The sequence below is a fragment of the Amycolatopsis dendrobii genome (genome assembly GCF_014145675.1).
GTDB classification, from domain to species: Bacteria; Actinomycetota; Actinomycetes; order Mycobacteriales; family Pseudonocardiaceae; genus Amycolatopsis; species Amycolatopsis dendrobii.
The window spans coordinates 695,003-717,444 of the sequence record NZ_JACGZW010000003.1; the positions used below are offsets into that span (position 1 = coordinate 695,003).

19 protein-coding genes are annotated in these 22,442 nt (G+C 70.7%); 11 read left to right on the plus strand and 8 right to left on the minus strand.

Annotated features, from left to right (window positions below):
* Window positions 1–29 precede the first annotated feature (29 nt).
* The 4 genes from merB to H4281_RS11600 all read left to right on the plus strand — a co-directional run bounded on the left by merB (window position 30) and on the right by H4281_RS11600 (window position 4,235).
* Window positions 30–674 carry an organomercurial lyase gene (merB, locus tag H4281_RS11585; protein WP_182890853.1) on the plus strand — a complete coding sequence of 215 codons (645 nt, stop codon included), beginning with the start codon at window positions 30–32 and terminating at the stop codon, window positions 672–674.
* Window positions 675–745: 71 nt separating this feature from the next.
* On the plus strand, window positions 746–1,837 hold the full coding sequence (locus H4281_RS11590; RefSeq protein ID WP_182890854.1) for a polyprenyl synthetase family protein: 1,092 nt from the start codon (window positions 746–748) through the stop codon (window positions 1,835–1,837).
* Window positions 1,837–3,312 carry a phytoene desaturase family protein gene (gene crtI / locus H4281_RS11595; RefSeq protein ID WP_182890855.1) on the plus strand — a complete coding sequence of 492 codons (1,476 nt, stop codon included), beginning with the start codon at window positions 1,837–1,839 and terminating at the stop codon, window positions 3,310–3,312. The genes H4281_RS11590 and crtI overlap by 1 nt, the downstream gene beginning before the upstream one ends.
* Complete coding sequence (locus H4281_RS11600) at window positions 3,309–4,235, plus strand: phytoene/squalene synthase family protein (protein ID WP_182890856.1); 927 nt, start codon at window positions 3,309–3,311, stop codon at window positions 4,233–4,235. Before crtI ends, H4281_RS11600 begins: the two co-directional genes overlap by 4 nt.
* Here the strand turns inward: H4281_RS11600 and H4281_RS11605 are convergent.
* Complete coding sequence (locus H4281_RS11605) at window positions 4,207–4,635, minus strand: pyridoxamine 5'-phosphate oxidase family protein (RefSeq protein ID WP_182890857.1); 429 nt, start codon at window positions 4,633–4,635, stop codon at window positions 4,207–4,209. The two genes, H4281_RS11600 and H4281_RS11605, sit on opposite strands and share 29 nt — an antisense overlap.
* A gap of 5 nt (window positions 4,636–4,640) precedes the next feature.
* Window positions 4,641–5,189, minus strand: coding sequence for a CGNR zinc finger domain-containing protein (locus H4281_RS11610; RefSeq protein ID WP_182890858.1), 549 nt, complete (start codon window positions 5,187–5,189; stop codon window positions 4,641–4,643).
* Between the two features lie 22 nt (window positions 5,190–5,211).
* On the opposite strand from H4281_RS11610, the gene H4281_RS11615 reads away from it, so the two are divergent.
* The gene (locus tag H4281_RS11615; RefSeq protein WP_182890859.1) at window positions 5,212–6,456 is read left to right on the plus strand and encodes an MFS transporter; all 1,245 of its coding nucleotides are present in this window, start codon (window positions 5,212–5,214) and stop codon (window positions 6,454–6,456) included.
* On the opposite strand, the gene H4281_RS11620 is transcribed toward H4281_RS11615, so the two are convergent.
* From H4281_RS11620 to H4281_RS11630, 3 genes are all read right to left on the minus strand, one after another.
* Window positions 6,341–7,459, minus strand: coding sequence for a S53 family peptidase (locus H4281_RS11620; protein ID WP_182890860.1), 1,119 nt, complete (start codon window positions 7,457–7,459; stop codon window positions 6,341–6,343). The two genes, H4281_RS11615 and H4281_RS11620, sit on opposite strands and share 116 nt — an antisense overlap.
* The gene (locus H4281_RS11625) at window positions 7,456–9,624 is read right to left on the minus strand and encodes a hypothetical protein (RefSeq protein ID WP_182890861.1); all 2,169 of its coding nucleotides are present in this window, start codon (window positions 9,622–9,624) and stop codon (window positions 7,456–7,458) included. The genes H4281_RS11620 and H4281_RS11625 overlap by 4 nt, the downstream gene beginning before the upstream one ends.
* 152 nt (window positions 9,625–9,776) lie before the next feature.
* Window positions 9,777–10,145, minus strand: coding sequence for an Rv2175c family DNA-binding protein (locus H4281_RS11630; protein ID WP_182890862.1), 369 nt, complete (start codon window positions 10,143–10,145; stop codon window positions 9,777–9,779).
* A 92-nt stretch (window positions 10,146–10,237) separates the two neighbouring features.
* Between H4281_RS11630 and pknB the strand changes: the two genes are divergently transcribed.
* From pknB to H4281_RS11655, 5 genes are all read left to right on the plus strand, one after another.
* A complete protein-coding gene (gene pknB / locus H4281_RS11635; protein WP_182890863.1) occupies window positions 10,238–12,259 on the plus strand; it encodes a Stk1 family PASTA domain-containing Ser/Thr kinase in 2,022 nt (673 codons plus the stop codon).
* A complete protein-coding gene (locus H4281_RS11640) occupies window positions 12,256–12,465 on the plus strand; it encodes an NfeD C-terminal domain-containing protein (protein ID WP_101434904.1) in 210 nt (69 codons plus the stop codon). The genes pknB and H4281_RS11640 overlap by 4 nt, the downstream gene beginning before the upstream one ends.
* A 66-nt stretch (window positions 12,466–12,531) precedes the next feature.
* A complete protein-coding gene (locus H4281_RS11645) occupies window positions 12,532–14,007 on the plus strand; it encodes an SPFH domain-containing protein (protein WP_182890864.1) in 1,476 nt (491 codons plus the stop codon).
* Window positions 14,007–14,711, plus strand: coding sequence for a hypothetical protein (locus H4281_RS11650; protein ID WP_182890865.1), 705 nt, complete (start codon window positions 14,007–14,009; stop codon window positions 14,709–14,711). The genes H4281_RS11645 and H4281_RS11650 overlap by 1 nt, the downstream gene beginning before the upstream one ends.
* Before the next feature lie 117 nt (window positions 14,712–14,828).
* Entirely contained in the window at window positions 14,829–16,109 is a 1,281-nt protein-coding gene (locus tag H4281_RS11655; RefSeq protein WP_182890866.1) for a wax ester/triacylglycerol synthase domain-containing protein, read from the plus strand.
* A gap of 315 nt (window positions 16,110–16,424) precedes the next feature.
* Here the strand turns inward: H4281_RS11655 and H4281_RS11660 are convergent, their stop codons facing one another.
* Window positions 16,425–17,816 (minus strand): class II 3-deoxy-7-phosphoheptulonate synthase, encoded by a 1,392-nt coding sequence (locus H4281_RS11660; protein WP_182890867.1) that lies wholly within the window; start codon window positions 17,814–17,816, stop codon window positions 16,425–16,427.
* 52 nt (window positions 17,817–17,868) lie between these two features.
* Complete coding sequence (locus H4281_RS11665) at window positions 17,869–21,033, minus strand: P-loop NTPase family protein (RefSeq protein ID WP_182890868.1); 3,165 nt, start codon at window positions 21,031–21,033, stop codon at window positions 17,869–17,871.
* 134 nt (window positions 21,034–21,167) lie between these two features.
* On the opposite strand from H4281_RS11665, the gene H4281_RS11670 reads away from it, so the two are divergent.
* Window positions 21,168–22,055 (plus strand): NADP-dependent oxidoreductase, encoded by an 888-nt coding sequence (locus H4281_RS11670; protein ID WP_182890869.1) that lies wholly within the window; start codon window positions 21,168–21,170, stop codon window positions 22,053–22,055.
* Here H4281_RS11670 and H4281_RS11675 read toward each other — a convergent pair.
* Window positions 22,052–22,423 (minus strand): MerR family transcriptional regulator, encoded by a 372-nt coding sequence (locus H4281_RS11675; protein ID WP_182890870.1) that lies wholly within the window; start codon window positions 22,421–22,423, stop codon window positions 22,052–22,054. The two genes, H4281_RS11670 and H4281_RS11675, sit on opposite strands and share 4 nt — an antisense overlap.
* Window positions 22,424–22,442 lie beyond the last annotated feature (19 nt).

A 22,442-nucleotide genomic window follows, 5' to 3' on the forward strand; every position in this document is an offset into this window, starting at 1 on the left:
TGGGCGAACCCCCCCGGGGAGGCGAGCCCATGAGCAGTGAAGACGATCTGGCCTGGGACGAAGACGTGCGCGTGGCCGTCTACCGCGCGTTCTCCTCCCGCGGCCGCCCGCCCACCGCGCCCGAGCTGGCGGACGCCGCGCACGGGTCGCTCGCGGTGGCGAAACAGGCGTTGCACCGGATGGCCGACCCGAGATGGCTGTGGCTGGACGAATGCGAGCACGTGGCGCTGGCCGCGCCGTTCGCGGCGGTCCCGCTCGGGTTCGCGGTGATGGGCGAGCACACCATGTGGTGGGGCGGCTGCGCTTGGGATTCGTTCGCGATCCCGCACCTCGTCTCGGGCGAGCCCGAGGTGCTGGTGGCGACGCGCTGTCCCGGCTGCGGGGAGCCGTCCGCGCTGGTCGTGCGGCGGGACCGGCCGCCGAGCGGCGCGCAGGTCGCCTACTTCCCGGCCTCGCCCGAGCAGCTCGCGGGCGACCGGGGCAAGCAGCGGCTGTACTGTGCCGAGTCCTGTGTGGACAGTCCGGGCGAGCTGCTCGGGCTCGACGCGCTGTGGCACCTCGCGAAGGACTGGTACGAAGGCTGTCTCGAACCCGGCTACCGGCCGCGCGGACCGGCCGAGGCAGCGGAGTACTTCGCGGCGAGCGGGCGTCCTGACGCGTTCCGGAGCGGCTGAGCGCGTCTGGTGCGCCACATCCGGGGGCGCCCGGCGTGACCCCGGCCGCCCTCGTCCCGGAGGATGAGGGCATGGACGCGCCCGGATTCGACGCCGACCTCCCCGCGCACGTGGAGCGTGCGCTGGCCGATTTCCTCGGCCGGGCGGGGAGCGAGATCCTGCGCACCGAGCCGAGCGTCGCGGCCGGGATCGAGGCGCTGTCCGGTTTCGTGCTGGGCGGCGGCAAGCGGATCCGGCCGACCTTCGCCTGGTGGGGCTGGCGCGGCGCGGGCGGCGCGGCGTCCGGTCCGCTCGCCGAGGGCGCGCTGCAGGCGGTGGCGAGCCTGGAGCTGATCCAGGCGTGCGCGCTGATCCACGACGACCTCATCGACTCCTCGGACTCGCGCCGCGGCAGGCCGACCGTGCACGTGGCCGCCGAGAAACTGCACGCCGACCGGGGCTGGCTCGGTTCGCCGTCGGTGTTCGGGCTGGCCAGCGCGGTGCTGGTGGGCGATCTGGCGCTGGCCTGGGCCGACGACATGTTCGCCGACGCCCCGCTGCCCGCGGAGACGATCGCGGCGGCTCGGCCCGCCTGGCGCGCGATGCGCACCGAGGTGCTCGCCGGGCAGTACCTCGACGTCCGCACGCAGGCCGTCGGCGACGCTTCGCCCGAGGCCGCGCTGCGGATCGACCGGCTCAAGACCGCCGCGTACACCGTCCAGCGGCCGCTGCACCTCGGCGCCTCGCTCGCCGGGGCGGACGACCGGCTGATCGCCACCCTGCTGGAGTTCGGCGGCGACGTCGGCGTGGCGTTCCAGCTGCGCGACGACCTGCTCGGCGTGTTCGGCGACCCGTCGGTGACCGGCAAGCCCGCCGGGGACGACCTGCGCGAGGGCAAACGCACCCTGCTCGTGGCGCTCGGCCTGCAGCTCGCCGCGGAGAAGGGCGACCACACCGCGGCCAAGGCGATCGCCGACGCGATCGGGGCCGCCGACCTGACCAACGGCACCGTGGACCAGGTGCGCGAGGCGCTGACCTCGGTCGGCGCGGTCGCCGCGGTGGAGCGCCGGATCGACGAGCTGACCGCCTCCGCGAACGCCGCGCTCGACCGCGCGCACCTCGCCGAGCCCGCTCCGTCCGCGCTCGCCGAGCTGATCCGTCTGGCTACCCAGCGGAAGTTCTGATGCGGACGGTGAACGGGCCCGCCGACCACGTCGTGGTCGTCGGCGCCGGGCTGGCCGGGCTCTCGGCGACGCTGCACCTGCTCGGCGCGGGACGGCGGGTAACGCTGCTGGAGCAGCAGAAGATGCCCGGCGGACGAGCCGGCCAGCAGGACTTCGGCGCGAACGCGGTCGACACCGGGGCCAGCGTGCTCACCATGCCGGAACTGGTGGACGAAGCACTGCACGCGGTCGGCGAGTCGCTGGCCGACACAGTGCCGCTGACCAGGCTCGATCCGGCGTACCGGGCTCGTTTCGCCGATGGCAGCACGCTCGCCGTGCACACCGACGGCGAGGCGATGGAAGCCGAGATCCGGTCGTTCGCCGGTCCGGCCGAGGCGGACGGCTACCGGCGGCTGCGACGGTGGCTCACCGACCTGTACGCGGCACAGAAGGACCACTTCATCGGGGCGAACTTCGATTCGCCCCTGGATCTTGTCCGGCCGGAACTCGGGAAGCTCGCTGCGCTGGGCGGCTTCGGTCGGCTGGGGCCGCGCGTCTCCAGCTTCTTGCGCGACGAGCGCGTACGGCGGCTCTTCTCCTTCCAAGCGCTGTACGCGGGTCTCGATCCGACGCGCGCGCTCGGCGCGTACGGCGTCATCGCGTACATGGACACTGTCGGCGGCGTCTACTACCCGCGCGGCGGCATGGGCGCGATCGCCCGCGCGATGTCCGACGCTGCGACACGCGCTGGTGCCGAACTGCGGTTCGGCACGGAAGCCGCGTGGCTTGAGCGAGTGTCGTCCCGCGTACGCGCTGTACGCACGCGCTCGGGCGAGCGTATTGAGTGTGACGCCGTGGTGCTCGCGACAGAACTTTCAGCGGCGTACCGGCTGATCGGCGCGCGTCCGCGGCGTGTGCTGCCGTTGAAGTACTCGCCATCGGCGTTCGTGCTGCACGGGCACGCGGACCGTTCATGGCCGGAACTGGACCACCACACGATTTTCTTCGGCCAGGCGTGGGAGCGCACCTTCGCCGAGATCGTCCGCGAGGGCAAGCTGATGAGTGATCCGTCGCTGCTGGTCACGCGCCCGACCGCGACCGAGCCGACACTCGCGGGCGACGGCGGCGAGATCATTTCCGTGCTCGCTCCGGCCCCGAACCTGAACACCGGCCCGATCGACTGGGCGCGCGTCGGCCCGGCTTATCGCGAAGAACTGTTGCGGACGCTCGAATCGCGCGGGCTCACCGGGTTCCGTGACGAGTACATTGTGGACGAACAGCTGACTCCGGCCGACTGGGCCGCGCGCGGGTTGGCCGCCGGGACCCCGTTCTCGCTCGCGCACACCTTCCCGCAAACTGGTCCGTTCCGACCGGCGAACCTGGTGCGGGCGGCGGAAAACGTGGTGCTCGCCGGATGCGGGACGACGCCGGGTGTCGGCATCCCGCCGGTGCTGATCTCCGGACGGCTCGCCGCGGAACGGATCACCGGCCGGTGAGCGAGCTCGACGCGGCAGGCATCGCCGAGCCCGCGCTGCGTGCCGCCTACACGGAGTGCCGGCGCATCAACGCGCACCACGGCCGCACGTTTTTCCTTGCCACGCGGCTGCTTCCGGCGCGTGCGCGGCCGGCCGCGCACGCGTTGTACGGCTTCGCGCGGATGGCCGACGAACTGGTCGACAACCCCGAGCCCGGCACCGATCCGGCGGTCGCGCTGGACAAGGTCGCCGGGCTGGTCGACGAGGTTTACGACGGGCGGGCGCCGGTCGATCCGGTGCTGGCCGCCCTTGCGGATACGGTGCGCCGCTACGACATCCGCCGCGATCTCGTCGACGCGTTCCTGCATTCCATGCGGATGGACCTGACGGTCGCGGAGTACGCGACTTACGCCGACCTCGGTGAGTACATCTACGGTTCGGCCTGCGTGATCGGGCTGCAGATGCTGCCGGTGTTCGGGACCGTCGGGCCGCTGGAGGAAGCTGCGCCGAGTGCGGCGGCGTTGGGGGAAGCGTTTCAGCTGACCAATTTCCTGCGGGATGTCGGCGAGGATCTCGACCGCGGGCGGTTGTATCTGCCCGCCGAGGAGCTGGCGGCGTTCGGAGTGGACCGCGAGAGGTTGCTCGACGCGCGTCGGCAGGACCGTTCGGATCCTCGGGTGCGGGCGGCGCTGGCGGTGGCGGTTTCGCGGACGCGTGCGGTGTATCGGCGGGCTGAGGCGGGGATTTCGTTGCTGCGGCCGGAATCCCGGCCGTGTGTGCGGACGGCGATCACGTTGTACGAAGGCATTTTGGACGAGATCGAAGCGATGGACTACGCCGTGCTCAACCGCCGCGCGGCAGTGGGCAAGGGGCGACGGGTCGCGGTCGCGGTGTCCGCGCTGGCGCAGCGTGGGCTCAGTGCCAGACCGGGACGCCCTCGCTGACTCGGGCCGGTTCGACGCTGGCGTCGTAGGAGCGCAGCCAATCCGGGGTCAGGCGAATGAGCGCGAAGTCCTCGTCGAGGGCTCGGGAGCCCGGGAACTGCTCCAGGTACACCTGGCCTGCGTCGCGGCGGGCAGTGCCGGATTCGATGGCTGCTTCGCCTTCGACCTGGAGCGAAACCGTGCCGGTGCAGCCGATTACCGCAGCGGCGCGCGGATGTGCTCGGAGGTTGGCCACCTTTCGAGCGGTGCGGTGAGCGTTGAACAGCAGCGATCCGTCTGGGGCGATGGCGAAGCTGACCAGGGCAGCTTCGGGGTGGCCGTTCGAAGCAGTGGTAGCGACGACGCCTAGCGGGTTGGCTCGGACGAAGCTCGTGAAGTCCGCCAGGGAAAGAATCTCCATGCCGGTCAGGTTAGCCGGGCCCGATGGGCGGCGACTCGTTCCCTTGTGGCGCAACGGGAAGAGCAGTACCGGCGGGGGCTGCCGCCGCCTAGGTGGGCGAAGGGTTTCCCGCACGACGGCGACGCGCACAGACCGCCGGGGACGCTTTGGCGGTCGGCGAGCAGGGTGGCCAACGCCAGCGCGGAGGACGTGATCAGCCAGGCGCCCCATGGGCCGTCGTCGGATGCGTCGACGTGGAGGTGCCAGCCGAAGGTGTCGTCGTGTGCGGTCAGGCGCGGAGGTCCCGCGTAGGCGGTGAACAGCGCGTTCAGCACCTCGGCGGCCGACGCGGCGTCTGGCGCGGCGAAGACCTCTCTTAGCTCCAGCGCAGCGGCGCGCAGCTCGGCTACCTCGCGCGCGGAGAGCTGGGGTTGTGGTTCTCCGTGCGCGACCAGTACTGCGGCTACCGAATCCGGCGAAGGGTCCGCCGTCAACAGCACGTCGAGCAGCGCTACGGCACGGCGAACAGCGTCCCGGGCGGAGCGGCCCGCGGAATCCGGCTGCGTTCCAGGCATACACCACTGTAACATCTTGTCTATGTCAAGCCGTTACAGGTTCGCGGCGTATCTCACCGGGGCCACTGCCGCGCGCACTGGGGACGAGTTGTCCGGTCCGGCGGTGCTGCTGCTGGGCGTGGGTGCTTCGGGGGCCGTCGCGGGGTCGGCGTTGCTGGCCGGGCTCACGGTCGCGGCGGCGATGGGCGGGCCGTTGCTGGGCGCGGTGCTCGACCGGTCACGCATGCCTGGCCGGATCCTCGCGGTCGGGCTGGTCGGGTATGCAGTGGGGCTGACAGCGATCACAGTGCTTTTCGGGGCGGTGCCGTTTGCGCTGGTAGTAGCGATTGCGGTGGTGACGGGGCTGCTGGCGCCAGCGATCGGCGGCGGGTGGACGGCGCAGGTGCCCGCGCTCGTACCGGCGGCGAAGCTCGGCAAGGCGAGCACGCTTGACGCGATGACGTTCACCGCGGCAGCTCTGGTCGGACCGGGATTTGCGGGAGTGCTCGCCACGACAGCGGGGGCTCCGGCAGCAGTGGTTCTCGCGGGCGTGTTCGTGCTGGTTGCGGTGCCGTTCGCATGGCGGCTTCCCCGGAGTGCCGAAAAACAGCGGCCGCGATTCCGTGAAGCAGCGACCGTTCTCGTGCGCAATCCCGCGCTGCGGCAGTCCACCGCGACCTCGACGTTGTCGTGCGTCGGGATCGGGATGGCGTTCGTCTGCTATCCGCTGGTCGGCGCGCAGCGGCTGGGCAGCGCGGGGTACGGGACGTTGTTGCTCGTCGGGTTGTCAGTCGCGTCGTTGCTCGCGAACGCAGTCCTTTCGCGACGGTCGTATTCGCCGGACCGTGCGGTGCGGCTGAGCACCATCGCGATCGGTATTGGGCTTGCCGGGGCGGCGGTGGCACCGAATGCAGCGCTGCTGGTAGCGGCGGTTGCGCTCACGGGGGTCGGCGAAGGACCGCAACTGGCGTCGTTGTTCGCGGTTCGGCATCGGGAGGCACCGCCGGAAATGCGGGCGCAGGTGTTCACCACCGCGGCAAGCATCAAGATCGCCGGGATAGCGCTGGGGAACGCGGTGGCCGGGCCGTTGGCCGCCTGCTCCCCCGCCGCCGGATTGGCCGCGGCGGCGGGGACGCAGGTGGTCGCGGCGGTCGCGCATCCGTTGTGGACGGTCAGAAAGCAGCCAGTCCGTCAGGAGTTCCGTTCCCGGTCGGGCCGTCGTAGCCCGGCACACCAGTGCACAGGTAGTCGCCGCCGCAGTCTTCGAAGCCGACGTTGTTTCCGCTGACGACGTCGTTGAGCTGCCCCGAGTACAACCGCGAAGCGTCCGGATACCGGTCGTGGTGTCCGGCCAGCGCGATGACTCCCGCGATGAACGGCGCCGACGCGCTGGTCCCGCCGACTACTCGCCAGCCGGACAGGACTGTGGTCTCGTAAACGGCGGGCCCAGTGGCGGGATCGGCTACCGCGGCGACGTCGGCGACGGTCCGGCCGGGACAGTTCGGATCCTTCTGCCACGACGGTTTCGCCACCCAGGCCGAACATCCGCTCGACGCGCCGGTCCACACCGATTCGGTCCAGCCGCGTTCGTTGTCCGCTTTGGACAGCGACGTGCCGCCGACCGCGATGACGCTCGCGTACACCGCGGGCGCGCTGGGTGCGTCGAATCCGCCGTCGCCGCTCGACGCGACGATTGCGACGCCGGGGTGCTGATAGTGCGCGGCGAACTCGGCCGACCAGTGGCTTTCCGGAGCGCCGTAGCTGTTCGACACGATCGTCGCGCCGAGTTTCACGGCGGTGTCCACGGAGGCGCCGAGTGCTTCGAACGACGCGTCATCGCCTTCTACCAGCAGGATCTTGCACTGGGAGCAGGCGGCGGAGGCCATGTCGAGATCCAGCGCGGTCTCCACCGGCCAGTCGCCTTGCCGCGGCGGGAGTGGCGTCGCATCCCCGTTCTGGTTGACTTTGCGGAAGCAGCCATTCGCCGTGGTGCAGGGCGGGAGGCCGTAGGTTTGTCGATATACCGCCAGATCCGCTTCGGCGGTCGGGGCGTCGCCAGCGTCGACGATGGCGATCGTTTCGGCAGCGCCGCCGGTGTCCGGAAGGCGGTAGGCGGAACGCAGGTCAGCAGGGCTGTAGCCGGTGGCGCGCAAGGCAGACCGACTGTCCACTTTGGCATAGCAGCGGGCGAACCCCGGAGCAGCGGGACCGCAGACGTCCCGTGGGGCGGCGGACGCGACGGACGGGACGAGCGCACCGAGGAGAACCAGCACAGCCAGGACGCGTTTCATCGCTCGGCCTTCCCTACGGTGTAGGCGTTGCTGATCGTTTGAGTGATCGCGTTGCCCGCGAGATCCCGCGCGGTTACCTTCAGCGAGGGCGAAGTACCGGCCGGCGGATTCCGCCAGACCGCTGCGTATTCGCCGAAGAGACCGAAGACCTGCGCGGGCTGCCAGGTGGCCCCGTTGTCGACGGACACCGAAACCGTCGCCGAGGTGATCGGCGAATGCGAACCGGCACCGCTGTAGGACGCGTGGCCGACGTGCAGTTCGAGCACCTGTACCGGTGAGGACGACGTCGTGGAGAGATCGGAATCCAGCCGGTAGTCGACGGTCAGCGCACCGAGGATCCGGCACGGCTGCGCTGGATCGCTGGCCCGGCAGCGATGCGGGTTCGGCAACGCGGCACCCGCGGCCGGGTCGTACTGCAGGGTCAGTTCGGTGCGCAGCTTTCCGGCTTGGCTGACGCCGGGGTCAGCGGTCCGGTCGACGTCCAGTACGCCGCGGAAGGTCGCGCGCGTCTTCGGCACCTCGACCGACGCGCCGTAGGCGCCGTCCTGATCGAAGACCTGCTGCTCGTCGCGGTACAAGGAAAAATGCAGCCGCGGAGCGTAGAACAACGGGATCGCGGTGTGGTCCGGCACGCTGTCCCGCAATTCCGGGATGGCGACCGAAACGGTGCCGCCGGAGTAGCAGGCCTCGCACTGCCGGTCCCGCCGCCACTGGCCGAGACCGGCGGACAGCGGGCCGCGGGACCAGTCGACGGTCGTGGTGCTGCCCGGCCGATAAGGGTGCGGATCGGCGGTCATCAGCTGATACGAAGAGCCTTTTTGTTCGTACTGCACCCATTCCTTGGTGTGCGAGGTGCCGAGGTAGTCGGTCAGCACCCCGGGAGCGGGGACGAAGAAGCCGCTCGCGCCGAGGCCGTGCCGCTGGATCACCGGGTCGACCGGGCCGCTGTCGATCGCGACCGGCATCTTGTCCGCGGGATCGGCGTACATCCGGTCGCGGACCGTCGCGAGTTCGCTGTCCTCAGTGGAAAACGACTGGTTCTCGGAGATGCCTTCGGTGGCGAAGGAAAGATCGACGCGGTACCGGTCTTCGGGCTTGGGCGCTTTGCCGCCCCATTGCACGACGTAGTGCAACAGGCCCTGATCCGGCTTCGCCACCGGCCGCACGTACTGCTTGGTCCTGCTGCCCGCGATGCCGATGGCGAATCCGCGGCCGGCGGAGTCCTCGCGGAAGAAATTGGCGGTGAGCAAGTCCTGCGTCGTCGACTTCGGCGCGGCCACCTTGACCTCGGCGGTCGCGTACTTCTCCTCGACGGTCAGGGTCTGCACGTCCGGCGAATCGCCGACGACGAAGCCCTCGAGCCACGACGTCCGCGTGGCGACCACGCTTCCCGTGCTGTCGAAGTCGGAGAAGGTCGCGGACGCGGCGTAGCGCCCCTCGGGAACCGCGATCCGGGTGACGCCGTCGACGTCGACGTGCCGCAGCAGCTTGGCCGAGGAATCGGTGTTGATCAGCGAGACGATGCCGTTGACCGAGCGGCCCCGCAGATCGGCGAGGCGGAGTTCGAGGATCTTCATCGGGTAGCGCGGCTGCTGTTCGCGGGGCGCACCGGCCAGCCGGATCGTCGCGGGCAGCGCGCTGCTGCCGGCCGGACGTCCGGCGGACGCGTCGTCCGCGAGGCGTCGGTGCAGGTCAGCGGTGAATTCGGCGGCGGAAGCGAGGTACCCGGTCGCGGTGTTCCCAGCGGACGAGGTGAGCGTGATGCCGGGCAGCACCGCCGGGGCCGCGCCGGCCGGGAAGGTGACCTCCAGCGGCGTGTTCCCGGGCTGCGTCCGCGCCAGCGCGGTGACGTCGAACAGTGCTTTGTCCAGCTTTCCGAGAAACGGAACGGCGTCGCTCGGAATGACGTAACGGTCGCCGCCGTCGGCTTGATACGACTGAAAAGCGGTGCGCGGCGGCGACGAAAGGGCGTAATTCGTAGCGCCATTCGGTCCCGGGAAAACCGTGACCCGGTCCCCCGTCACCAGCGTCACTTCCCGCGCTCGCGGCGCCGCTGCGAAGGGCACGGTCTCGGCGACCGCAGGCGGTGGCAGCAAAGCGGAACCGCCCAGCACCAGGACGGCCGACACGAGCGCGCGGCGTCTTCCGGAAACCCGTCCTCCCATGCCCGATGCTCCTCTCCAGCATGCGGCCGAGCAGGATTTTCAGGACGGTTCACGACGATGGACCGAGCGAATTGACCGCGTCAACGGAAAACGCGGTTTCTGTCCGGACGGGCAATTGTTGTCAGCCCGCCGGCGAGCAATGCGGGAAGGAGCTAGAACGCCATCGCCTGCGCGCGCCGCTTCACCTCGGTGCCGTGGCTGGTGCGCAGCGCGTTGATCGGCGTGCTGCCCGGCAGCGTGTCGTCGGCGGTGAAGAGCCAGCGCAGCATCTCGGTGCGGCTGAACCCGGAGTCGGCGAGCACGGTGATGGTGCCGCCCAGTCCCTTGACGACGCCGTCCTTCACGAAGAAATCGCCGGGCACGCAGAGTTCGCCCTTGCGCCGGACAGCGATCAATTCGCCGTCCCGCAGCATCTGGCGCACCTTGTTGGCCGACACGCCCAATGCGGCCGCCACCTCCGGCAACGGCTTGACCGCGACCGCGGCGTCGAGGATGTCGTCGGCGACAGGAATCCCACTCACACGTGACACTGTGCCACATTCCCCCGTCCGGACCACTGCTACGCACGGGTGACCCGCCCCGGCACGCGCGGCCTTCCGTACGATTGCCCACCGTGACGCGCACCCAGCCCAGCCTCGTCGGCACCCTGCTCGAACGCCGGTACCGCGTTGACCAGCTGCTGGCCAGGGGCGGGATGTCGGCCGTCTACCGGGGCCTCGACACCCGTCTCGACCGGGCGGTGGCGATCAAGATCATGGATCCCCGGTTCGCCGACGACCGGTCGTTCGTCGACCGGTTCGTGCGCGAAGCGCGTTCGGCCGCCCAGTTGCACCACCCGAACGTGGTAGCCGTGCACGACCAGGGCTTCGACACCCCGGCAGGCCAGGACTCCGGCCTCGCCTTCCTGGTGATGGAGCTGGTCAACGGCGGCACGCTGCGCGATCTGCTGGACGAACAGGGCCAGCTCGACGTCTCGCTCGCGCTGAGCGTCGCGGAGCCGGTGCTGGCCGCGCTGGCCGCCGCGCACACCGCCGGGCTGGTGCACCGCGACGTCAAGCCCGAGAACGTGCTGATCGGCCGCAGCGGGCAGCTGGCGGGCGGCGTGGTCAAGGTCGGCGACTTCGGCCTGGTCCGCGCGGTGGCCAGCGCGGGCACCACCAGCTCCAGCGTCATTCTCGGCACCGTCGGCTACCTGGCCCCCGAACAGGTCGCCACCGGCGACACCACGGCCCGCAGCGACGTCTATTCGGCGGGCATCCTGCTGTACGAGATGCTCACCGGCCGGCTGCCCTACACCGGCGACACCGCGATCTCGGTCGCCTACCGGCACGTGAACGACGACGTCCCCCGGCCGAGCGAGCTGCGGCCGGACCTGCCGCCGGTGCTCGACGACCTGATCCTGCGCGCCACCCGCCGCGATCCGGAGCAGCGCCCGGCCGACGGAGGCGAGTTCCTGGCCCAGCTGCAGGCCGCGCGCGCCGAACTGGGGCTGCAGCCGGTCGCGGTGCCGGTGCCTCCGCCGCCGGACGGCGACCGGGTGTCGGACGTCGAACGCACCCTCCCGAACATCCCGGCCGTCCAGCAGAACGTCCCGCTGGGCCAGCAGACCATGCCGGTCTCCGGACCTCGCGGCACGCGCGCCATGACCCGCGCCGTGCCCGCGTCGCCGCCCCCGCCGGCACCGCCGCGCGCCGCGCCCGCCGCCGCGCCGGACGAGCCGCGAAAGCCGCGGGACAAGCGCAAACTGATCGCGCTCGCGGTCGCCGGGGTCCTGGTCCTCGGCGGGCTGATCGGCGCGTTCGCGTTCATCCTCAGCGATTCCAAGGTCACGACCACGACGGTGCCGAAGCTCGCCGGGCTGACCCAGGCCGAAGCGGGCGACCAGTTGCGCGCGGCGAAGCTGAACCCGCGCTACAGCCAGGAGTTCGACAACACGGTCGAGGCCAACAAGGTCATCAAGGTGGATCCGGCCCCTGGCACCACGCTCGACCAGGACGCCACCGTGTCCGTCGTGGTGTCGAAGGGCAAGCCGAAGGTGCCGAACATCCAGGTCGGCACCGCGCTCGACACGGCGACGAAGGCGATCCAGGAGCAGAAGCTCACGGTCGTCCAGGGCACGCCGGAATACAGCGACACCGCGCCGCAAGGCACCGTCGTGAGCGTGAGCCCGGCGGCGGGCACGCCGGTGGACGTCGGCGGCCAGGTCACGCTGGTGCTGTCCAAGGGGCCGGAACCGCTTCCGCCGGTCCCGGACGTCACCGGGCGGTCGAAGGACGAGGCGTTCCAGATCCTCAAGCAGGCCGGATTCCAGCCGCAGGACGGCGGCGAGGAGTTCTCGCAGACCGTGCCCGCGGGGGCGGTCACCCGCACCGACCCGGGCTCGGGTTCGCCGGGGACCAAGAAGGTCAAGGTCTACGTCTCGAACGCGGTGCAGGTCCCGGACGTCCGGTACCGCCCGTTCGACCAGGCCGCGGACCTGCTCAAACAGGCCGGGCTCGACGTCGACCGCAAGGGCGGCGACGGCAACGGCCACGGGCACGGCGGCGGCTTCAGCTTCGTGCTGGAGCAGGACCCGGCCCCCGGCTCGTTCGTGCCCAAGGGCACCAAGGTCAAGATCCGGGGGTTCGGCGGATGATCGGCAGCCGCGGCCGGGTGACCGGCACCGTCGGGCCGGGGCTGATCGGCGAGGTGCTGCTCAGCGTCCGCGGCGGCACCGAGGCCTTCTACGCCTATCCCGCCGACCCGGACACCAGTTTCGCCGTCGGTACACCCGTTCTGGTGGTCGATTTCGAGCCTCCGCGCACGGTCTACGTGGAAAGGTGGCAACCGTTGCGCGCTTGACCGCGTCGCAGTGCTGACGGCGCCTCAGCGCCGTGCCAGCTGAATACGGAAAGTGCGGCGAGGGCTATGGAAATCTGGGTCATCGTGGTGATCGCGGTCGTGGCCGTGATCCTGCTGTTCGGGCTCCTGCGGATCCTGTACAAGGTCGCGGAGCCGAACGAGGCGCTCATCATCTCCGGCTGGGGCGTCCGGGTCGAGCGCACCGAGACCGCCGACAGCCTCGGGTTCAAGATCGTCACCGGCCGCGGCGTGAACGTGCTGCCGGGCTTCCAGACCGCGCGCAGGCTGTCGCTGGACACCCGAGGGGTGAACCTGCAGGTCTCGTGCGTGACGAAACAGGGTCTGCCGGTCACCGTGCGCGCGGTCGTAATCTACAAGGTCGGCGACGATTTCGCCTCGATCGCGAACGCCGCCCGCCGGTTCCTCGACCAGCAGAAGGGCATGAACGACACCATCCACGAGCTGTTCTCCGGCCACCTGCGGTCGATCGTGGGCGGGCTGACCATCGAGGAGATGATCCACAACCGCGACGCGCTGACCGGCGAGGTCCGCCAGTCGTCGGCCACCGAGATGATCAAGCTCGGGCTGATCGTGGACTCGCTGCAGATCCAGGAGATCGACGACGAGTCCGGCTACATCGTCAACCTCGGCAAACCGCACGCGGCCGCGATCGCCGCCGCCGCGCGGATCGCCGAGGCCCAGCGCGACCAGGAGGCCACCGAGGCCGAGCAGGTCGCCGCCGCGCGCAAGGCGGGCGCGATCCGGGAAAGCCAGATCCAGCAGGCCGGGTACCAGGCCGAGGTGGACCAGGCCAAGGCGAAGGCGAGCCAGTCCGGCCCGCTGGCCGAGGCGACCGCGCGCCAGGAGGTCGTGGTCCAGGAGACCAGGGCCGCCGAACTCGAGGCGGCGCTGTCCGAGCAGCGGCTGCAGTCGCAGGTCCGCAAACCGGCCGACGCGAAGGCGTACGAAACGCGCACCACCGCCGACGCGGAACGCGACGCGCAAATCGCCCGCGCGCAGGCACAGGCGAAGGAAACCGAGCTGCGGGCGGGCGCGGACGCGACCCGGGTCAAGACCGCGGCGGACGCCGAAGCGCAGGCCACGAAGGCACGCGCGGAAGCCAGCGCGAGTGCGACGAAGGCCACTGGCGAGGCCGAAGCGGCGGCGGCCAAGGCGAAGGGGCTCGCGGACGCCGAAGCGGCGAAAGCCAAAGGTCTGGCCGAAGCCGAGGCGGCGAAAGCGAAGGGACTCGCCGAGGCCGAGTCGATCAAGGCGCGCGCGGCCGCACTGGCGGAGAACCAGGAGGCTGTGGTAGCACAACAGCTGGCCGAGCGCTGGCCGGAAATCGTCGAAGCCGGCGCACAGGCCTTCGGCAATGTCGACCACATGGTGGTCCTGAACGGCGCGGACGGGATGTCGGACATGTTCACCAAGGCGCTCTCCCTCGGCGGCACGGGCCTCGGCCTCGCCCGCCAGCTGATGGACGCCATGGGCCCCAAGCAGTCCGGTTCCGACGGCGGCCTCGCCCCTCGCGAGGACTGATGAGCTTCTTCACGGACGGTCCTCGCGAGCGACCCCTGTTCCCGGTCCGGGAACGGGAGCTGTTCGGCTACGAGGGCCGTCCGTGGACCGGCCCGCCCGCCGACCACATCGTGCCCGCGCTGGTGCCGTGGGCGACGCCGCTGGGCCGGTCCGAGCGCACCATCGTGGCGCTGCGCGCGGTCGAGGTGTGGCCGGAGGCGATGACGCTGCGGATCGCGGTGTATTCGCGCGACCGCATGGACGGCGCGCCGCTGATCGGCCACCGGCGCATCCCGGACTACAACTCGCTGCTGGTCGGCGTGCTGTTCCCGGACGGCGGCCGGGCCAGTTCCGAAACCGTTTCGGTGCCGAGCGCGGGCGAACCGCACGAGCCGGTGCTGCGCGTCGAGGAAGGCAGCGGCTCGGAGTTCCGCTACGAGCATCCGGTGTTCGTGTGGCCGCTGCCCAGCGCCGGTCCGCTGAAGGTGATCGTGCAGTGGCTCGACCGCGAGATCGCCGAAACGCACACCAAACTCGACGGCGGCCGGCTGCGCGCTGCCGCGCTTGAAGCCGGCGAGCTGTGGCCGGGGCTGCCGAAGCGGCCGGGCAACGGCGTCGCGATGCGCCAGATCGCCGCCGAGGTGAACGACGCCGCCGCCGGTCCGGGTCCGGCCGCCGGACCGGGACTGCCGCAGCGGCAGCCTCGGCGCGCCACGGGCGAGTGAAATCCCGGGGAATTAGCGTCCTGGAAACATAACGGCCGTCCGCCGGTCATACCCGAGTAGTGTCGTGACATTCGCCCTCGACATTCGCACCCGACGCCGGACGTTGGAAGGTGGACCATGGCACCTGCCCCGCTCAGCTCGCTCGATGTCGCTTTTCTTTGCCTCTCCAGGGAAACCGCGCCGATGCAGATGGGCGCGGCCCTGGTTTTCGCGCCGGACGGACCGGTGGATCCGGACCGGCTGACCGCACTGCTCGCGCGCCGGGCGGCGAATATTCCGCCGCTGCGCCGGAAAATCCGCGCGGGACTGTTCCCGCCCGGGTCCGCGACCTGGGTGGACGACCCGGATTTCCGGGCAGTGAAACACATTCGCCACCACCGGCTGACCGCGCTGTACGACCCGGACCCGCTGCCGGAGTTCGCGGCGAGGTGGATCGCCGAACCTCTTGACCCGCACCGTCCGTTGTGGGAACTCACTGTGGTGACAGGTTTTCCGGACGGAAGCTTCGCGGTGCTGCTCAAACTCCACCACGCGCTGACCGACGGAGCGGGCGCGTACGCCGTGACGGTAGGACTCCTAGACGGATTGCCGATCCCCGAGCCCGCGCCGGCGATTCCACAGCCGCGTTCGCCGATGAGCGCGGTGCGGGATACGTTGGAGACAGCGGGAATCGCGTCGTCTGTGGTCCGGGCGGCGCGTCCGCCGTGCCTGCCGCTGGCCGCACCCGCCACCGCCGAACGGCGCCTCGGTTTCGCCCGGCTGGCGTCGGCCGATCTTCGCCGGATCCGGCGAACGCACGGCGGGACCACGAACGACGTGGTGCTCGCGGTGCTTTCCGGTGCCTTGCGCGAATGGCTTATCAACCGCGGCATTCGCGCGACGGGACGGTCGCTGCGCGCGCTGATTCCCGTGAGTGTGCGCGGGAGAGCGGCCGGGCAATGGGGCGGGAACAAGCTTTCCGGCTATTTGTGCGATCTGCCGATCGGAATGGACGATCCGGTGCGGCGGCTGACCGAGGTGCGCGCCGCGATGACGCGCAACAAAGCCGCCGGCCCTTCACGCGGAGCCGGGGCGTTTCCGCTGCTGGCCGACCGGATGCCCGCGGCACTGCACCGGCTCGGGACGCGGACCGCGGGGCTGGCCGCGCCGCTGCTGTTCGATCTGGTGGTGACGACCGTGCCGGTGCCGCCCGCCCGGCACGCGCTCGACGGTGCGCCCCTGACGGAGGTCTATCCGTTCGTGCCGCTGGCTCCGCATCAGGCGGTGGGCATCGCGGTGGCGCCTTATCGCGACAGTGTCCACATCGGACTGCAGGCGAACGCGGACGCGGTGGCGGATCTTGGCTCCCTGCGGGACGCGGTGGCCAAATCGGCGGCGGAACTGCTCGACGCCTCGTGAGCGGTACGCCGCGGCTTCGGGTTGTGCGCGGTCTAGCGCCCCAATGCGGCATTGGGTGCGCTCAACGCACCGAACGCCACATTGGGTGCATCTGACGCACCCAATGCCACATTGGGGTTTCTCAGCAGTGCCGGGTGCGGCGGTGCTGGCCAGAGGATGTGGAGCACCGGCTGGGCCGATGGGCCGCGCGGCGCCGTCCCCGCGAAGGCATCGCGTGCCGGTCCCTGCGACCGGGGGGGCGAGAGCCCCCCACCCGCTACTGGGAAACCAGCCCGGTGTCCGCTCCAACCGGGATCAGCACTCTCGGTCGGAAGGTCAGCCGCGCAGCATCTCCGCGACCAGGAAGGCCAGCTCCAGCGACTGCTGGGTGTTGAGCCGGGGGTCGCAGGCGGTCTCGTAGCGGCCGGAGAGGTCGACGTCGGAGATTTCCTGTGCCCCGCCGAGGCATTCGGTGACGTCCTCGCCGGTCAGCTCGACGTGGATGCCGCCGGGATAGGTGCCGAGCTTGCGGTGCACCTCGAAGAAGCCCTGGACCTCGTCGACGATGCGGTCGAAGTGCCGGGTCTTGTAGCCGGTGGACGATTCGTGCGTGTTGCCGTGCATCGGGTCGCACTGCCAGATGACCTTGTGCCCGGACGATTCGACCTTCTCCACGATCGCGGGCAGCACCTCGCGGACCTTGCCGTTGCCCATCCGGGAGATCAGCGTGAGCCTGCCCGGTTCGTTGCGCGGGTCGAGCCGCTCGACGTACTCCAGTGCCTGCTCGGGCGTGGTCGTCGGGCCGATCTTGAGCCCGATCGGGTTCGACAGCAGTTCGGCGAACGCGATGTGCGCGCCGTCGAGCTGCCGGGTGCGCTCGCCGATCCACAGGAAGTGCGAGGACAGGTTGTACAGCTTCGGGTTCGCCGCGTCGGCCTGGTCCAGCCGCAGCATCGCCCGCTCGTAGTCGAGCAGCAGCGCCTCGTGGCTGGCGAAGATCTCGGTGTACTGCAGGGAGGTGTCGGTGACGCCGCAGGCGTTCATGAACCGCAGGCCGCGGTCGATCTCGGCGGCGAGCGCCTCGTACCGCTCCCCCGCGGGCGACGAGGACACGAAGTCCTTGTTCCAGTCGTGCACCTGGTGCAGGTCGGCCATGCCGGCCCCGGTGAGCGCGCGGACCAGGTTCATCGCCGCGCCCGCGTTCGCGTAGGCGCGGATCATCCGGCCCGGGTCCGGCACCCGCAGCTCCGGCTTGGCGACGAGCGAGTTGATGATGTCGCCGCGGTAGACCGGCAGCCCGAGCGCGTCGGTGCCGGACGAGCGTGGTTTCGCGTACTGGCCCGCGATCCGGCCGACCTTCACCACCGGCAGGCTGGCCCCGTAGGTGAGCACGACGGCCATCTGCAGCAGCGTGCGCAGATTCGCCCGGATGTGCGGTTCGGTGTTGGACTCGAACGTCTCCGCGCAGTCGCCGCCCTGCAGCAGGAAGGCTTCTCCGCGGGCCACCATGGCGAGCCGGCTCTTCAACCGGTCGATCTCGGCGGGCACGGTGATCGGCGGCACGCTCTCCAGCACGCCCCGCACCCGCTTGGCGAGCGCGGCGTCCGGCCACTCCGGCTGCTGCGCGGCGGGCAGCGACAAGGCGGTGTCGAGGCGGTCCCGCAGCTCAGGAGGCAACGGCGGCAGCTCGGGAAGAGTGTCTACGGGAACGTCGACTGTCCAGTTCACGCGTCTCAGGATAGGGTCTGCCCGCTGTGACCGGGCCGGTGGGCGGCGAGGGTCACGCGTCCGGGGCGTCTTGCCGGTAGAGAGCGCCGAATCGGTCGGCCACGTCGAGAAGACCTGCGAGTTCGTCCGTATCAAGGGCTGGGACGATGACGGACCAGTGGTCGAGGCTGACCGCCTCGGCGAGGATCCGGCGGCGCTCGTCCGGCGGGGCGGCGGCGGAGATCTCGACCAGGAGCCGGGCGCGGTCGTCGGCGGATTCGACGAGCCGGGCTTGCGCGAGCGCGCGGGGCAGGTCGTGCTTGGCCAGTTCCGGCAGGAACGCCAGGGTGAGCCGCTCCCGTTCCTGAGCGGCTTCGACGCGCTCGAGGACGGCTTCGGCCTGGCCGACATGCCCGGCCGCGGCCAGACCGCGGACCAGGACTCGCCGGGCATGCGCCCGGACCCCCTCGTTCAGGTATCCGCACAGCTCGAGGGCCGCGGCGGCCTCCCCTCGCGCTGCCAGATCCTCCATCGCGTCCTCGATCGCCAAGCCGACGTTGGCCTCGTCCGGAGCGGCTGCCACGAGTTCGACGATCTCGGCGGTTTCGCCCACAGCGGCCAGCATCGCGATGGCCGCGTGCCAGGTGCTCCAGGAGGACTCCTGATCCGAGAACACCTCCTTCACCCTGCCCCGGACGTACTCCGTGAGCCGGGCCAGCCCGGCGTGGTCGCCCTCGGCCCGGAGCCTGCGGGCCAGCAGAGCCACGGGTTCTCGCATCGGCGACCAGAATTCGACACCGCGGATCAGTTTCTCGGCGATCCGCGGATCTCCCTTTTCGGCGAGAAGGCACGCCAGCGACTTGATCTCGGTCAGCCCCTGCCATTCCGAGCGCACCAGCGGGGCGAGCAGTTCGGCCCGGCGGACGTCCCCTGCCTCGACAACGGTTTTGCTCAGCGCGTCGATCGCCGCCGCCGCGCGCGGATCGCCCACCGGACGGCGAGTCACCGATTCCGCCCGCTCCGCCGCCTGGCGCGCGCGGGTGCGATCCCCCGCTGCCAGCAGAGCGTCCGCCAGGAGCACGAACCGGTCCGCGTCGCTTTGCAGTTCGAGGGCGGACCGGTGGGCGGAGGGGTAGCGGGCGGTCCAGCGGAAGGCCTGGTCCGCCTCGCCCGCGGCGACAAGCGCCGGAACGAACCGGTTCACCGCCTCGCGCCGTGCGTAGGGGTTGGTCATCGAGTCGAGCACCGCGGGAATGTCCGCCCGCTTGCCCGTCGCGGCCAGAAAATCGACCAGGACAGGCACGAAACTGTGCTCGCGGTCGATATCGCCGAATCTCGCGGCGACACCTGCCGGGTTGTCCGCCGCCGCCAATTCAGCGGCGAGGTCGAGGCGGAGCACCACTCCGGACGCGCAGTGCTCCTGCGCGAAGGCGCGCGCCCGCTCGGTTTCGCCCCGCTGGGCGAGCCGCTGCGCTATCTCCGCGAACGTCGCGTCCCGGCTCAGGTCGCGAGTCACGGCACCGGCCAGTTCGACGGCCGCGGCCAAGTCGTCGACAGCCAGCACCGCCAGTTCGACGAGCGTCCGGTCCCGGAGGTCTTCCCGGGAAATCTCCCTGGCCAGCTGTCCGGCCCTGGAAACGTCCGATTCGGCGACGGCAGCGATCCGCCGGCGTTGATCCGCGCTGACCCGGTCGACGATCCGCGCGGCAGCCGCATGGTCCCCGCGACGCACCGACGCCACGGCGGTTTCGCCGAGCAAGGCGTCGCGCAGATCCGGGTCGTGCTCGTCGTCGGCCAGTCGCTCGGCTCGGTCGGACTGTCCGGCGCGGACCAGCTCTCCGGCCAGCGTGAGCAGGGCACGCGAGCGCGACCCGGGATCGGTCATGGACTGCGCCAGCGCCACGGCGTGGTCGAACTGCCCCAGGGCGGCCCATACCGCGGGCAAGCGGACCGGCGTGATCTTGTTGCGGTCGCGGAAATTGTCCCGGTACGTGTCGAGTGTGATCAGCCGGAGGAGGTCGGGTTCGGCGGAGGCGAGCAATGCCGCGCGGGCCGCCTCCAGCTCGCCCATCGCGGCCAGATCGCCGCCGGAGACGTCCAGCAGGCGTTCGTGCCTCGCCGGGTCTCCGGCAAGGTCGACCAGCGCGGCCACGTTTCCGGCTTCCTGGACGAGCCGGAAGTAGCCGCGCAGCAGGAATTGGGGAGTGTCCGGCGGCCAGCCCGCCGAGCGGTATCCGGCGGCCCATTCGTCGATCGCCTCGCGGTAACGGGACAGTTCGTCGCCGAAGGCTTCGACCGCCTCCCGTTGCAGATTCTCGTGGCCCAGCAGGAAAACCGCCGGGGCTTCGCGTGGCCGCCAATGCGCTGGGCGCCGGGTGAACGACCGGCTGGCCACGCTGTTCAGGACCCGCTCGACGTCGCGGGGGCGTTGCCGAGTCAACTGCGCCAGGTCGTCGCTGCTGAGCCCGCCGCGGGCCGCGACCAGGAAGCCCAGCAGGTCTTTTTGGTCCTGGAGCAGTGCATCGAGTTCGCGTTCCATGTCGGCCTTCGCCGCGACAGCCGCGGGTGAAGGTGCGAGGGAGCGCTCGATGCCGGGAGCCCGCAAGGGATGATCACCGCGCACATCCGGCGGGACGTCGGGATTGAGGCGGCTCGCGACGATCACGCGGAGGCCGTTTTCGGGGAACGGCAGCAGCGCGGCGATGCTGTGGCCGCCGGAGCGGGCGCCGCGGTCCTCGTCCAGGCCGTCCACTACCAGCACCAAGCGCTCGCCGCGGGCTCGGCAGTGTTCGGCGGCTTCAGCGAAGACCGCGTTGAGGTTCCGGGCTTCGGGATCCTTTGCCGCCCCCAGGATCTCCGCCAGTTGCTCTTGGACGACGTCCACGAACGTCTCTCGGGTGTCGTCGCCGAGCGAACGTGCGGTGACGAAGAACGACACCACGCGCACTCCGTCGGGCGGCGAGAGCACGAACGAGGCCATCAGGGCCGACTTGCCAGTCCAGGGAGCCGCGCGCCACCACACGTAATCCGGCCCGTCCGGGGCGGTGCAGAACCGGCCCAGTTCAGCCAGTTCCGGCTCGCGGCCGATGAGCTGGTCCGGGGCCACCTGGCGCACCCATTGCCGGTAGCGGGACCGGGCGGGCGGAACCGAGTGGACGACGACCGAGTCCGCGTGGCCCACCTGCACGACCTTGCCCGTGACCGGACCCAGGACCTGGTTCGTGATCCGCTCGTCCACCTGGGCGTCCCCCTCCGACGCGGTTCAGCTTCCCACGAACCGTGTCGGCCCGGTCACAGTGGATGGAAGTTGACACCGGTGTCAGGAAATAGCGTCGGTCCCGATCCGACCGGGCCACAGGAGGGAATCAGCGGATGAGCACTGTCTTGGGATACCGGGCGTTCGGCGCGGCCGACGTCCAGGAGTACTTCGACCGGCCGGACCCGGCACCCGGTCCCGCTGAGGTTCTGGTCCGGGTCGCGGCCGCGGGGGTGAATCCGCTCGATCATCTGCTGCGGTCCGGCCATGTCCCCGATTTGAACGGGCATCTGCCGTTTCCCCAGGTCATCGGGATGGAGGCGGCGGGGACGGTGCTCGCCGTGGGCGAGGACGCGACCGGGCTGGAAGTCGGCGACCGGGTCACCGGGTTCGCGTTGACCGGGGCGGGCACGTACGCGGAAACGACCCTGCTGCTCGGCGAATCCACCGCGCGCATTCCGGATTCCCTGCCGTGGACCTGGGCGGCGACCATCCCCGTCGCGGGCACCACGGCGCTGGACGTGCTCGACCAGCTCGACCTGCCGAAGGGCGCGTCGCTGCTGGTGAACGGAATCGGCGGCGGGGTCGGCATCGCGGTGGCCCAGCTCGCGCGGGACCGGGGGCTCGTCGTGACCGGTACGGGCAGCGCGGCCAAGCGGGAACTCGCGACGAAGTACGGCGCGGCGTTCGTCGACTACACGGCAGGCAGCGTCGTGGGCAGTTTCGACGCCGTGGTCGACACCGTCGGCGGTCAGTCTTTGCGCGACGTCGCGTCGTTGGGGAAGAAGCTCGTCGCCGCCGGGGATCCGTCGGTGACCGAACTCGGCGGCGAGTTCGTCCGTCGTCGCCTCGACCGGGCGAGCCTGGAGCGGGTCGCCGAGTTGATGGCCCAGCGGCGGCTCGATCCGCACATCACCGGGACTTATCCGCTCGCGCGGGCGCAGGAAGCGTTGGCGCTCGTCGAGTCCCGGCACGCGTCGGGCAAGCTAGTCATCAGCATCTAGCACGAGACGCCTTCGCCCTGCCGGTATCGGGTGTTCGCCTCGATCAGCACGTCCAGTGCGTCGCGGGCATCGGCGAGCCGGGCGATGTCGGCGGTCAGCCGGTCCCGCTCCCCCACCATGGTGGTGAAAGCGTCTTCGATGACGGCCGCGTCGTCGCTGTGCACACAGGGCAGCAGCCGGGCGATCACCTTGCTGGGCAAGCCCGCGCCGAACAACCGGCGGACGAGTTCGACCCGCTCGACCTCGGTCGCCAGGTACTGCCGCTGCCCGCCCGCGGACCGCGTGCTGCGCACCAGGCCCTGCTGTTCGTAGTACCGCAGCGAGCGGGCGCTGACCCCGGTCTTCCGGGCTAATTCGCCGATCCGCACAGAACCCAGCTTAAAGAAA